A 14,065-nucleotide genomic window follows, 5' to 3' on the forward strand; every position below is an offset into this window, starting at 1 on the left:
TAATAGCCTTCTAAAAACATGACATTGGACGACAGTATTCTATTTTTACGTTAATTTTCTGCCTTTAATTTAAGGGGTTAACAATGAAAATATTATGTCGCATATTTTTATTAGCTTTTGTTGTATCTTGCAGTGCTAATGAATCGAAAAATGAACAAAGCAGCAATAGCTTTATCTTGAAAAACGTTAATATCGTTGACGTTGAAAATCAAAAAATTATTCCTTCAAAAACGATTGTCGTAAAAAATGGAAAAATCAATTTAATTACTGACTTTGTACCATCCTTACCATTTGCACATTATAACTTATCAGAGATTGATGGAAATGGAGGATACGTCACACCTGGTTTAATCGATATGCACGTACACATGTACGAAAAAGCCGCCTATATTTTAACCTTAAGCCATGGGGTTACACATGTTAGGATAATGAATGGGGTTCCAAGACAACTTCTATGGCGAGACAATATTAACGAAGGTTCTCAGGTTGGTAGTTCTTCTACAGTTAGCAGTCCAATCATTTCAGGTTATAAAGGAGAATATTTACATCATGGCGTTGAAACGGCAGAAGAAGCAAGAAGTGCGGTAAGAGAATATCAAGCTAAAGGCTATGATTTAATAAAAGCTTACGGCAATTTAAATGAAAGCTCCTTATTAGCGATTGTTGAAGAAGGTAAAGTACTAGATATGCCTATAGCAAAGCATGGGCCACATGCTTCTGGTGACATGTCTATATTACAACTTACAGGGTTACAATCTTTTGAACATGTGGAAGACATATATCAAGGTCCACTGAATTTTAAATTTTCACCCGAGCATCTACCTCCAATAATCAATGAAATTAAAGCCACCAATGTAGCTGTTACACCGACACTCAATATTTATTTTCAATTAACGAAGTTAAATCAAGATAGGGAAGAATACTTAAAAACAATCCCAGAAGATTATACTTCGGACATTATAGCGTTTGAAGCTGAAAGTAATCAGGTGAAGCGCTGGTTACAAGCTTCAGAAAAAAGCTCTCTTCATAATCAAAAAGTGTTGACGTTTTTGCAATATATTACTAAAAGTTTGCATGAAAGTGGTGTGCCATTAACGGTTGGCTCTGATTCTGGTGTTTTACTATCTCCACACGGTTTAGCAACTCATAATGAGATGCGTTTGTTAGAAGCCTCTGGTTTAAGTACTTTTGATGTATTAGCTGCAGCGACAATAAACCCAGCCAAAGCACTTAACCTAGATAATGAAATAGGTAAAATTACTATAAACTATACAGCCGATTTTGTTTATTCGCTTGCTAACCCAATCGCTGATTTATCCGTTCTTACGGAACCAGAAGGTGTGGCAAAGAGTGGTCATTGGTATTCAAAGAAAGTGCTAAAGGCTATGCGAAAGGAAGCCATTGAAAATAGAAGCTTATGGGAAGAGATTTCCGTTTTATTTGAAGCAATGTAAGGTATTTGAATGCTCTACTTGCATTAAATATGAAATAGATTTTTGACTATTTAGCAAAGAGCTTTGAAACAGCGGTTATTTAATCGCGACTATTTCATAACAACAAGTTAGCCTCTAACTTGCTGATGTTTGATTCTTTTGCCTATTTTATCAAATAAGAGAGCACTTTAATTTAAAGTCTCTCTGAGCGTTTTGTCGCACTAGTGATCATATTAGTAGTTAATTTCAATGCTTAAGGGCAGTCATTAAATATAACTACTATGTGATTTTCTCATCCACTGATATTTTTTATTATTTGTGACCATCCACATGTATAATAAATAGGCATTTCATTGTCATAATGCTATTAACCTGATTATTTCAATGTATATAACTAAGAGACTATAAAAGGATAAATCATGAGTAAGAAGAAAAAGCCATTAGCGAAAGCTGGCACTGTTAAAGTAAATAAAAGTGAAACAGAACTAGGTAGAGGACAAATAAAAGATAATTTTCTAGCAGCATTAGTTACCTCAAAGGTATATAAAATGCAGGTGGTTAAAGCGAAAAAGGGAAAAGGTTCATACCAACGTAAAGCCAAGAATGTAAGACGAGAGTCTTATTTAATGGCGGCTTAACTAGTTAACACTAGCCGATATTAAATAAGACTTTCATTCAAAACATTATCTACGCTTTAAATACTCAAGACATTTTATTGCAATATGTTAAGCCAATCTTTTGGACTTAAGTAATCTGCTAACTTAGCTTCAGCGCTACCTTCATCTGCTTGGAAGTTATATTCCCAGCGGGCAAGTGGTGGCATAGACATTAAAATAGACTCCGTTCTACCACCAGATTGTAAGCCAAATAATGTGCCTCTATCGAACACCAAGTTAAACTCAACATAACGACCACGGCGATATAGTTGAAATTGACGCTCTTGCTCACCATAACTCTCATCTTTGCGACGCTGCATAATAGGCACATAAGCGTCGATAAAACCTTGACCAACGGCTTTGACGTAATCAAAACAGGTATCGAAATCCCACTGATTTAAATCATCAAAGAATAAACCACCAACACCACGGGTTTCATCACGGTGTTTTAAATGAAAATACTCATCACACCATTTTTTATGATCGTTATATACAGTGTCACCAAATGGCTGACATAAATCGTGCGCGGTTTGGTGCCAGTGCTGAATATCTTCATCATTAGGGTAAAAAGGTGTTAAATCAAAACCACCGCCAAACCACCACACGGGTTTTTCACCTTCTTTTTCGGCAATAAAAAAACGCACATTTGCATGTGATGTTGGGATATTTGGGTTTTTAGGATGGATAACCAATGAAACACCACAAGCTTGCCATGTCCTGCCGGCAAGCTCTGGGCGATGAGCCGTGGCTGATGGTGGTAATTTATTACCTGATACTACTGAAAAGTTAACCCCGCCTTGCTCAACAACAGTACCATCGGTCATTACGCGAGTTCTACCACCACCGCCTTCTTTACGCTGCCAGTTATCTTCAATAAATTTTCCAGTACCGTCCGCTTCTTCTAATGCCTGACAAATTCTATCTTGCAGGCTTTTGAAAAATGCGATGATTGGCGTGATTTCAATGTTCGTAGTCGAGCTTAATTGTGAGTCCATTTTCTTACCGTCGATTTACCATTAATTATATGGCTATTATTGTATCAAAGAGCAGGATCTGAGTGGAAAATAAAATGACTCTGCTAAGGTAAAAGAAAAACTTCACTTATTTTGTGCGTACTTGCACTCTTTTAGAGCGTTTGGTGCGTAATTTGTGCCTTTATGGTGCGCTATGGCACTGTTTTAATGCATGGTGTTTTTAACGTATTGAAATTAAATGTTTTATTTTTTGGCTTGTTTTGTGCTTTGTTCATGACAGTTATTGAATTATTCACTATGGAAACAACTATGAGCAAAGCATTAATCTTGTGTTTAACCTTACTTAGCTTTTTAATCTCAGGCACTGCTTGGGCGGATGAAGGGCAGTTAAATGGTGCAAACACCAGTTGGATATTAACCTCTACCGCATTGGTTTTATTGATGACCTTACCAGGAGTTGCGCTTTTTTACGGTGGTTTAGTACGTAAAAAGAATGTGTTATCAATATTAATGCAATGTTTTGCAATCGGCTCTATCTCATCAATCTTGTGGTTAGTAGTCGGTTACAGTTTAGCCTTTGGTGAAGGTAATGCTTTTATCGGCGATTTTAGTAAGGTGATGATGCACGGCATCCCCAAAGATGCGTTGTCAGGCGATATTCCTGAAAGCTTATTTATGTTGTTTCAAATGACTTTTGCGGTTATTACACCAGTGCTTATTATTGGTGGTTTTGCTGAGCGTATGAAGTTCTCAGCGGTATTACTCTTTAGTGGTATTTGGTTACTTGCTGTTTATGCACCTATTACCCATTGGGTTTGGGGTGGCGGTTGGTTATCAGCAATGGGGGTTTATGATTTCGCGGGTGGTATTGTGGTACATATTACCGCGGGTACTGCGGCCTTAGTTGCTGCAATTGTTGTTGGTCCACGTCGTGGCTTTCCAAAAACACCTATGTTGCCACATAACCTAACTATGACTGTGACTGGTGCTGGTATGTTATGGGTTGGTTGGTTTGGTTTTAATGGTGGTAGTGCGTTAGCCGCTAATGGTGATGCCTCTATGGCGATGTTGGTTACCCATATTTCTGCCGCAGCAGGTACATTAACCTGGGCAGCAATTGAGTGGAAAAAATTTGGTAAAGCCAGTGTATTAGGTGCTGTTACCGGTATGGTTGCAGGCTTAGGTACTATCACACCAGCCTCTGGTTTTGTTGGACCTGGTGGCGCATTAGTTATCGGTATTAGTGCCGGTTTTGTTTGTTTCTACTCAACGGTTTATATCAAACAAAAACTAAAAATAGATGATTCATTAGATGTTTTCCCAGTACATGGTGTTGGCGGCATTTTAGGTACCTTATTAGTGGGGGTCTTCTCAGCAACAAGTTTAGGGGTATTTAGTGGTTTTGGTTTTGCTGAAGGTATAGCTACGATGGCGGAGCAAATTGGTGTTCAGCTTATCGGTATCTTCTCAACACTGATTTATACTGCCGTTGTAACCTATATTATTCTTAAATTGGTCGGTTTGGTGACAGATGGTTTACGCGTTGGTGAAGAGCAAGAGTCAAACGGTTTAGATCAGGCTGAACATGAAGAAGCTGGTTACTACTTGTAAGCGGTATTTTTAATAGTTAGTAACTTCAGAACATCATTTTAATAAAGCGCTTCGGCGCTTTTTTTGTGTCCATTTTAATCTCTCACTGTCATTTTTCTGCAATATTAACGACATCAAATAGTCACACTTCTAAAACATTTCTGTCATTTAATCACTTTAGTATGTAGTCAAATTTACTTTATGTGAACAATTGTTACCTGAAGATGCACAGCTCAGCCAAAAGTGTATTTGCAAGGAAATAATTAATCCTTCATCAATTGCTGCGGAGCAAATGAAATGCAAACTAAGAATCGTTTTAAATACAGTGTGATAGCAACAGCTTTAACCCTTGGCTTAGCGGCTTGTGGTGGTGACATTAATTTAACCTCTACCGTAGATGAGTCAGTAGGCGATACCATTATTGAAAACCCAGCACCAACTCCTGATGCGGGTGCGTCATTACCGGGTAAAGCAAATACCGCTTTAAGTAATGAAGTATCAGCAGCTCTTGGGTTTGACGTACAAGTGCAAGTGCTCGACAGCGCTATAAATGAAAGTACCACCTTAGTGGCGAATGTAAATGGTAAAACCGTTATGTACGCAATAAGTGGTGGACTTGAGGTAGGCGGTTCAGTAGCGGCCTCACAATCACGCAGCACTAGCGGTAAAGCTGCTAAAGCGCGCAATCCTGATTTGGATGTTGTACTGACTATTGAACCAGGCGCAGTATTGTTTGGCCAATCAGGTAATGATTATATTGTTGTTCATCGTGATGCAAAAATTATGGCTGAAGGCAGTAAAACTAAGCCAATCATCATGACGTCATTGCAAGATGTTAAAGGTGAAGAAACAACAGCGGGGCAATGGGGTGGTTTAGTTGTTTTAGGTAATGCACCTTCAAATAAATGTCCAACTGACGGTAGTGATTGTGCTTTGCAAATTGAAGGTGTAGCTGAAGGTGCTGTTTTTGGCGGCACAGACTGGGAAGATAATTCAGGTATTTTAAAATATGTAGTTGTTAAATATGCTGGTTTTGAAATCGCACCTGACAATGAATTAAATGGTATTACCTTTGGTGGTGTTGGCTCAGGTACTACCGTTGATTACATTCAAGTACATAGTAATGCAGATGATGGTGTTGAGTTCTTTGGTGGTGCTGTGAATGCAAAACATTTGGTATTAACGGCTAACAAAGATGACAGTGTTGATTGGGATAATGGTTTTAAAGGCAAGCTTCAGCACGTTTACATTGAGCATGCGAAAAGTGCAGGCGAAGCAAACCGCGCTATAGAAGGTGACAATGACGGTTCAACGCCTGATAAAGAACCGCAATCAAACCCTACCATCGCCAATATGACCATAATCGGTAATAACTTTGATACCGCAGATAAAGACTCTGAAGGTATTTATTTACGAGAAGGCACAGCGGCAAAAATTTTCAATACGGTAATAACAGGCCCAAGTGAAATGGGTGAATGTTTAGAGTTTGAAGGCGGCGCGACCTCATCAGTGACGGTAGATAATGCTAATAACGATAAAATTGTTATGCAAAATGTTGTGATGGCTTGTACTAACGGTGAAAACTTTAAAAATGCAAAAGCGGACGATAAATCAGTCTTGCTTGATTTAGCGGCTTGGTTTGAAGCTGAAGAATCTAATAGCATTAGCACTTCTGTTCTTATTGGTGAAAGTGGCATACCTGATAGTGGCTCACCATTGATTGCCGCGGATGCGGGTCAAGATGTTGCTACTACTCAGGATGCTTGGTTTGATAGTGTTAATTACATTGGTGCACTTGATGGTGCTGATGATTGGCGACAAGGATGGGCATTTGGTTTTGGTGGCGGTGTCGTGACTGCTCAAGCCGAAGCGGAAGGTTGTCCAACAGGGACTAGCGCAATTTCACCTGCTGATGGGGTAACAACTACCTGTCAGATTAGTGGTGATATCACTAGCGATTTAACGTTAACGGCGAATAACTTATATGCCTTAAGTGGCCCAGTGTTCGTTGGTCATGATAAAGCGGATAGCGCAACGTTAACAATCGAAGCGGGAACGACTGTTTTTGGTCGCTCTGGCAGTGATTACTTAGTGGTTAGCCGAGATTCAAAAATTGAAGCCAATGGTACTGCGAATTCACCTATCACCTTCACTTCAAGTGAAGATATTAGCTCAGGTGTTACTGGCGCTGGTCAGTGGGGCGGTATCGTGCTGTTAGGTAATGCGCAATCGAATAAATGTCCAACAGATGGCAGTGATTGTGCCCTGCAAGTAGAGGGTGTTGAAGAAGGCGCGGTATTTGGCGGTACAGATGATACCGACAGCTCAGGTACTCTGCGTTATGTTGTCGTTAAGCATGCAGGTTACGAAATAGCACCAGATAACGAACTAAATGGTATTACGTTTGGTGCAGTAGGCTCAGGTACTAAAGTGGAATACATCCAAGTACATGATAATGCGGATGATGGCATTGAATTCTTTGGTGGTACGGTTAATGCGAAATATGTCGTGCTTACTGCGAACAAAGATGACAGCGTTGATTGGGATAATGGTTATCGCGGCAACTTACAATATGTATTGGTTAAGCATGCAAATGATGATGGCGAAGCTAACCGTGGTATTGAAGGGGATAACGACGGCTCTACGCCAAATAAATTACCACAATCAAACCCGACCATTGCCAACATGACTATCATAGGTAACGCTTTTGATACGGCAGACAAAGACTCTGAAGGGGTTTACCTACGAGAAGGCACCAAAGCACAACTTCATAACTTTGTTGTTACCGGTGGCGCAGGTATGGGCGAGTGTTTTGAAATTGAAGGCGGCGCAACAAGCTCTGTGACGGTAAACCAAGCGATAGCTGGTGAAACCGTTATTTCAAACTCGGTATTTGCTTGTGGTGAGAACTTCAAAAGCGCCAAGGCAGAAGATGATAGCGTGTTATTAGACACAGAAGATTGGGTGCTTAATCAAAATCCTACTTTGAATCTAAATAACAGCACGGCCTCTGACATGAGTGCAGTACTCAACGGCATATTCACCATTGATGAAACACCTTCAAAAGACTTATCTGGCCATGCATTTTTTGAAAATGCGGACCACATTGGTGCGGTCTCTGAAGGCAATGACTGGACGGCCAATTGGGCTGTAGGTTTAGATTAATCCTAGCCGACATAATTACTTATAAACATTTAGGTAGTTAGTAAACCGTCCATAACCGCTGTTAGCAACTGGTTTTACGCTGGCAGCGGTTTATACATCCCCGGTAAATCTCCTGTTAATGAGGTTAACAATGAATACAACGTTGAAACGTTTGAGTCTTGCCATTGCAGCAAGCTTATCTCTCAACTCCGCCTATGCAGAAACGGCAATAGACGATGATGCGCAGGCTATGGAAGAGGTGATTGTCAAAGCAAGTCGCTTAAAAGGCACTGCTAGTGCAGTAATGCAAGAGCGTAAAAATCAGGCATTTATTGCTGATATTCTTGGCGCTGAGCAAATAGCACGTACTGGTGACTCAGATGCTGCTGCGGCATTACGCCGTGTAACTGGTATCACTTTAGTTGATGGTAAATACATTTATGTACGCGGTTTAGGCGAGCGTTTTTCCAGCACACAATTAAATGGCGCAGCCGTACCTAGCCCAGATCCCACACGTACCGTTATACCACTCGATCTTTTTCCCTCCTCAATCATTGAGTCCTTATCGGTACAAAAATCTTATTCAGCTGATATGCCCGCACATTTTGCTGGCGGTAATGTTGATGTACGTTTGAAAACCATTCCTTCAGATTTTGTTTTTACTATGCAAGGCAAGCTTGGCGGTAACAGCAATAACTTTGATGATGGCCTGTCTTATAATGGCGGCGATGATGATTGGTATGGTAAAGATGATGGCACGCGTGCCGCACCAGAATCATTACAAAAACTATGGCAAAGTAATAGTCCATTAAACGATTTATCACAACAAGATAACCGTGAAATTGCTGCGCAACTAAATCGTGATTATGATCCAAAAGCAACGAGTATTAATCCTAATACTGGTTTTGATGTCACCTTAGGGAACCGCTTTGATTTCGACGACTTTCGCGTAGGTTTCCTTAGTGCAATATCGTATGACAATAAGTGGCAAGTTTCTGAAGAGTACGAAGGGCAAGACTTTACCTATCAAGAAGGTGTTGAAGGTGATGACGGTAGCTGGTCTTTAGTGCGTGGTTTTGATGATATTCAATCGACAGAACATACAGTACGCTTTTCTGGCATGCTAAATGTTGGGGTAGAGTTTAAACGAGATCACCGCATAGACGTGAGCTCATTAATTTTACACGATACCCGTGATGAGATTCGCGATAAACTCGGCAATACTAACAATGTCACTATCAGTGATGGTTTGCGCGTACGTGATAGCGATGTGATTTATGAAGAGCGAGAAATGATCGCTAATCAAATTCGCGGCACGCATAACTTTTCTGACCTGTGGAATTTAGGCGCTGATTGGTTTTACTCTGATGCCCGTTCTAACCGTTATGCACCCGGCAATATTTCAACACGTTATATACTTTCTGATGGTTCAAATGGCCAAGCAGAAGACGGTATTTTTGACCCCATCAATGAAAGCTCATTACGTAAAGCTACTACCGCCTCACGTTATAGTTTTCAAGACCTAGATGATAATGTGGAAAACTATGGTTTTAGTTTTTCATTGCCAATTAACTTTAGCGACATAGAACTAGAAATTAAAGCTGGCGGAAACTTTATTGAAAAAACACGTGACGCTATGGCTAGGCGTATTGACGTCAATACCCTGGCTTTTGATAACCTTGATTTAACGGGTCATCAAATGGGCGTAATTTTAAATGATGATGTTATGCTAAATCATCCATTAGCGGGTAACGAGTTAGTTATTCGTGATACCTCGGTTGCTGGCGATGACTACTACTCGGCGCAATTGGTTGATGCTTACTTTATTGATACCGACTTTTTTATCGCACAACAATGGCGCGTTAATTTAGGACTGCGTTATGAAGATTTCCGTCAAGTTGTTGCACCGTTAGATCCCGCAACAGGTAAGTTTGATTTACCAGCAAAACCAACCGATGAAGATTTAGAAGCATTGGCTTTTAAAGAAGATGATGTTTTTGGTGCTATTGCATTGACTTACCTCGTTGATGATGAAATGCAGTTTCGTGCTTCCTATGCACAAACAACCATTCGCCCAGACATTCGAGAAGTTGCGCCGGCGACCTATATTGACCCACTTACTGGCTTTCCTATTGGTGGCACGCCAAGTGTGACTAGCACGGCGATTGATAACTATGACTTACGATGGGAATGGTATTTACCCACCGGAGATAATCTGTCAGTCGGTTTATTCTATAAGGACATGGATAAGCCAATAGAAGCGGTACAATCACCGGCGCAAGATGGTCCGCCACTGATCAGAATTGCCAATGCAGAAGACGGTTATGTCTATGGACTTGAGTTAGAGTTTTTGAAAGATTTTGGCTTCTTAGGTGACTTCGCAGGACTACACGGCGGCGACTTTTTCTTATCGGGTAACTTTACGGTAAGTGAGTCAGAAATTAACATAGATACCCAGAAAGTTGTTGAGCAAACTCAGGTCTCTACCACGATAACTAATCCAACGCGTGCTATGACAGGTCACTCACCTTGGGTAGTTAATATGAACTTAGGCTGGGATGCGCCTAATGGTAATCACAGTGCTACCTTAGCTTATAACGTATTTGCTGAGCGTATTATTATACCGGGCATTGATGGTAAGGATGATGCTTATGAGCAACCATTCCATTCACTTGATATGGTCTATACCTATTATCCGACTTACTCATCAACACTGAAGTTTAAAGTGCAAAACATTTTAAACCAGAAAAAAGAAATTGAGTTTGAAGATACGTTATTGCGCAGTGAAACCAAAGGTGTCGCTTTTGAAGTCGCATTAAAGTGGGATTTTTAAGTACTTTGATTAATAACAGAGCCTGAAAAAGATGATTGTATAGCGTAAGCACTTAATTTATTAGCATTTTGCGCAACTTTGACGCAGTATGGTTTTCCCTGAACTATACTGCGTTTTTTTCTTGCCAACCGCTTTGCTACAATAAGGCATAACAGTGCAATGCTAAGGCATTACCCATCGTCTTTTTACCAATCATTAAATCAGTGAATAAATGAATATAACTTTTGTACCTAAATCTTTTGATGTTCCTACCAAGGCCTCCCTGACTCCCTTTCAGTTGACCGTGCTTGAAGCGAGTAATGCAGAAGTTGATTATCAAGCGGTGATGTCTAGCCTGTCACGGTTAAAATCAATCTTTGGACCCAATACCTCATGGCCATCACAGAAGATGATCCTTAAGGAAAACATCACGAGTTTGCAAGCTCACCATCGAGAGTTTATCGATCGCGATGCCTTCGCTTACTCCGTTTTTGATGAGAGTAAAACTAAATGCCTTGGCGCAATTTATATAGACCCTAGTCGATCGCCGCATTATGATTGTGAAGTCTATTTATGGGTGAGGGAAGACTGTGCTGACTTAGATGCCATACTACATACAAGCGTATTAACTTGGCTGACAGAGTATTGGCCTTTTGACAAAATAGCTTTTCCCGGACGCAGTATTGCTTGGCAAGACTGGGCTAAAGAATGTCGAATATAGAATAGTTAAGGTGGTAGCAGATGTGCGGAAGAATGAATTTTGATAATAAGCACAGTAAAGTGATCAGTGAGTTTTTTGGCTGTGATTTTAGTGCGCCATCAAATAACAACCTTAGTCCTGGACAATCAGTTGCTACCTTAGTTAGCTGTGATACAACGGATGGCTCCACTAGTACACTAGGTGAAGAGCCTTCTTTTAAGCAGCTTGATTCAACTTGGGGTATTAGCTGGTCTAAGCGGCTTCTTATTAATGCGCAAAGTGAAACAGTGCTCAGTAAAGCCACTTTTAAAAGTGCGATTAAAAGCCATCGATGTTTGATCCCTTGTTCTGGTTGGTATGAATGGCGAACTGAGCAGGGTAAAAAGCAAAAGTACCTATTTAGTCAGGTTAATGATGAACCTATGTTAATGGCCGGCATTTGGTATGCGCAACAAAGTAAGAGGCAAGGTCATAGTCAAAGTACTAACGAAGAATTAAGTTCTGAGCCCAAACAGCAATTGGTTACTCTCACCACAGCGCCTAATTCAAAGTGCGCAGAATATCATCAACGCATGCCCGTTATTGTTTTACCGCAATATCGTGATTTTTGGTTCTATTCACCTGCAGAGCAATTACCGCCATTATTTCAAGCAATAGACGCAGGCTATATCAAAGTAACGGCTGCTTAACAGCTACTAGTTAAAGCAATGTTGTTCACGCATAGTGTTTGGTGTCATGCCTGTCCAGCGTTTGAAGGCTTTGCGAAAATTACTGACATCATTGAAATACAAGTCACCGGCGATCTTTTCGTTACTGTGCTGACAGACAATTAATTGGAAAATAGCCTGTTGGCTACGTATTGCATCAATGATGCCTTGGTAATTAAGCTGATGGCTAGCAAGTTTGCGCTTTAATGTTGCACTACTATAGCCAAAATGTTGTGCGCAACCCTCTTGTGATAAGTCATCTTTTTCCAGTATCTCTTGGTTAAGGTAATTAGTGATTTGTTGGATAAAGCTAATAGGATAAGGTCTTGTGTCTATTTGACTTATTTGTTCTAAGGCAATTGTTTTTAAACTCATAGCGCTGTCGTTAAAAGGTAAATAGAGTTGCTCTGATGCTATGGTGAACATACAAATTTGTTGGTCAAAATGTAGGTTTACATTTGCCTTCATATTTAAGTGCACGTGATATTGCTCAATGTGTTGCACTTCAGGGTAATCGAGATGCATGGTTAATTGAGGTAAAACCCCGCAGCGATATTTAATGGCGCCAAGTAAAGCACTTAACATAAACTCAGTGATAAAAACTTGCTGGTTTTTTGTTAGCTTGCCAACGGCACTTTGAAAGATAAGGTAACTGTTTTTGTTGTAGTGTTTTAGTTGTAAGTTCATTAACGGAAAACAATCGAGTTGGAAACATTGACACAGTCGCAACATATCCCCTAAATGCCGGCAATTCATTAAGGCTTGGCCAAGTAAGCCTAGTTGTGAGGGGAAATAACGTTTTCCGAGTAGAAAGCTAATTTCATTGCCTTGCACTAATTTACTACAATTTTCTATTACGGTGAGTAAGGTGTTAGCTGAGCAAGTTAAGCCATTTTTAGCTAAGTTTTTTTTACTCAAGTCACTGCTAAAGAGTTTAGTGCCTTTAAGTAATTTGTCTGGATGGGCACCTCGTTGTCTGGCTAAATCTATTAGGCTCAATAGCAATTGCTGAGCATCGAGTACTTCGTCATAGCGTTCATAACCTTTCATTAGGCAACTCGCTTATCCTGATGCTTATTGTTTTTAATTTTTGTGTTATCCATTTGTTGGCTCATCAATTCAAGCACTTGGTAGTCACTTTGATTGCCGTCAAATTCCTTGCTGCAAATGGTGATTTTTTGATAATTTGCGCGCTGATCACTGCCCACTTTAAATGCTAAGTTCGCTAGGCTGTTTTCAATATGCCATGAAAAGGCATCTGCGAGTGCGCTGGTGGTATTGGGAAAAAGAACGACAAATCGATCACTGGCGTATCGGCATGCTAAGTCTTGATCTCTAATATTCATGGTGATGACTTGTCCAATTTCGCGCAACAAATTATCACCTTGTTGATGACCATATTGTCGATTGAACTGATCAAATTGGCGAATATCTAGCATCATCACAGTGAAAGGTTTGTTACTTTTTTTACTATAAAGTAGCTGATGTTTTATTTGCTGCTTCATATACTTGGCACTGTATAAACCGGTAATAAAGTCAGTAAGATTATGATCTCTGTACACGCGTTCGGTACGTCTTAACTGCGCGTTAATGGTCATTTGCTCTCGATGCCAATGATACAGAGCAATACTCATAATAATCATACCTACAGGGGCTGGTAATGATTCGATTGCGGTCAACCAAGCACTGTTGTCTGGGTAAATAATAAACTCATCTATAAAGTCTAATAACATGGATATATTCATCAGCAATAAGCCAGAAAAAAGCCAGTTGGTGACTTTACCTGTTGGCCTACTCAGTAAAGTAAAACCAATCCACACCAGTGTCATCAAGGTCATACCGCCTTCACCTAAGGCATCAAAATAATCTAATTCGTTGCTGGGTTTTAATTCACCTAAGGTGAAGGTAGCGGTGGTGACTGTGGTTAGCGTAATGAACAAGATGACTAATAGATGGAAGTGGGGCTTTATAAAAGGCGTGTTCATGCTGAGTCCTGTTATCAATGTGAAGCAAATTTATAAAAGTGATATTAGCTCACACAGATGACAG

The 14,065-nt window shown here is 40.1% G+C and carries 10 protein-coding genes; 7 read left to right on the top strand and 3 right to left on the bottom strand.

What is annotated here, in order from left to right; translation table 11 throughout:
* The first annotated feature begins 83 nt into the window (after window positions 1–83).
* Together ND2E_RS08735 and ND2E_RS08730 are read left to right on the top strand one after the other, a co-directional pair.
* A complete protein-coding gene (locus ND2E_RS08735) occupies window positions 84–1,454 on the top strand; it encodes an amidohydrolase family protein (protein WP_033094315.1) in 1,371 nt (456 codons plus the stop codon).
* Between the two features lie 398 nt (window positions 1,455–1,852).
* Window positions 1,853–2,071 carry an alternative ribosome-rescue factor A gene (locus ND2E_RS08730; protein ID WP_033094316.1) on the top strand — a complete coding sequence of 73 codons (219 nt, stop codon included), beginning with the start codon at window positions 1,853–1,855 and terminating at the stop codon, window positions 2,069–2,071.
* Window positions 2,072–2,145: 74 nt separating this feature from the next.
* Here the strand turns inward: ND2E_RS08730 and hemF are convergent, their stop codons facing one another.
* A complete protein-coding gene (gene hemF / locus ND2E_RS08725) occupies window positions 2,146–3,084 on the bottom strand; it encodes an oxygen-dependent coproporphyrinogen oxidase (RefSeq protein WP_033094317.1) in 939 nt (312 codons plus the stop codon).
* A gap of 288 nt (window positions 3,085–3,372) precedes the next feature.
* Between hemF and ND2E_RS08720 the strand changes: the two genes are divergently transcribed.
* From ND2E_RS08720 to ND2E_RS08700, 5 genes are all read left to right on the top strand, one after another.
* Window positions 3,373–4,674 carry an ammonium transporter gene (locus ND2E_RS08720; protein WP_081962053.1) on the top strand — a complete coding sequence of 434 codons (1,302 nt, stop codon included), beginning with the start codon at window positions 3,373–3,375 and terminating at the stop codon, window positions 4,672–4,674.
* Window positions 4,675–4,950: 276 nt separating this feature from the next.
* Entirely contained in the window at window positions 4,951–7,818 is a 2,868-nt protein-coding gene (locus ND2E_RS08715) for a hypothetical protein (protein ID WP_033094318.1), read from the top strand.
* A 130-nt stretch (window positions 7,819–7,948) separates the two neighbouring features.
* Window positions 7,949–10,630, top strand: coding sequence for a TonB-dependent receptor domain-containing protein (locus tag ND2E_RS08710; RefSeq protein ID WP_052056624.1), 2,682 nt, complete (start codon window positions 7,949–7,951; stop codon window positions 10,628–10,630).
* 211 nt (window positions 10,631–10,841) lie between these two features.
* Window positions 10,842–11,330: a hypothetical protein gene (locus ND2E_RS08705; RefSeq protein ID WP_033094320.1), complete on the top strand. Its 489-nt coding sequence runs from the start codon at window positions 10,842–10,844 to the stop codon at window positions 11,328–11,330.
* A 20-nt stretch (window positions 11,331–11,350) separates the two neighbouring features.
* Window positions 11,351–11,998, top strand: a complete 648-nt coding sequence (locus ND2E_RS08700) for an SOS response-associated peptidase (protein WP_033094321.1) — start codon at window positions 11,351–11,353, stop codon at window positions 11,996–11,998.
* A 6-nt stretch (window positions 11,999–12,004) separates the two neighbouring features.
* Here the strand turns inward: ND2E_RS08700 and ND2E_RS08695 are convergent, their stop codons facing one another.
* Together ND2E_RS08695 and ND2E_RS08690 are read right to left on the bottom strand one after the other, a co-directional pair.
* The gene (locus ND2E_RS08695) at window positions 12,005–13,066 is read right to left on the bottom strand and encodes an AraC family transcriptional regulator (RefSeq protein WP_033094322.1); all 1,062 of its coding nucleotides are present in this window, start codon (window positions 13,064–13,066) and stop codon (window positions 12,005–12,007) included.
* Complete coding sequence (locus ND2E_RS08690) at window positions 13,066–14,001, bottom strand: GGDEF domain-containing protein (RefSeq protein ID WP_033094323.1); 936 nt, start codon at window positions 13,999–14,001, stop codon at window positions 13,066–13,068. The genes ND2E_RS08695 and ND2E_RS08690 overlap by 1 nt, the downstream gene beginning before the upstream one ends.
* Window positions 14,002–14,065: the final 64 nt, after the last annotated feature.

Source organism: Colwellia psychrerythraea (genome assembly GCF_000764225.1).
In the GTDB taxonomy this organism is placed as follows: Bacteria; Pseudomonadota; Gammaproteobacteria; order Enterobacterales; family Alteromonadaceae; genus Colwellia; species Colwellia psychrerythraea_D.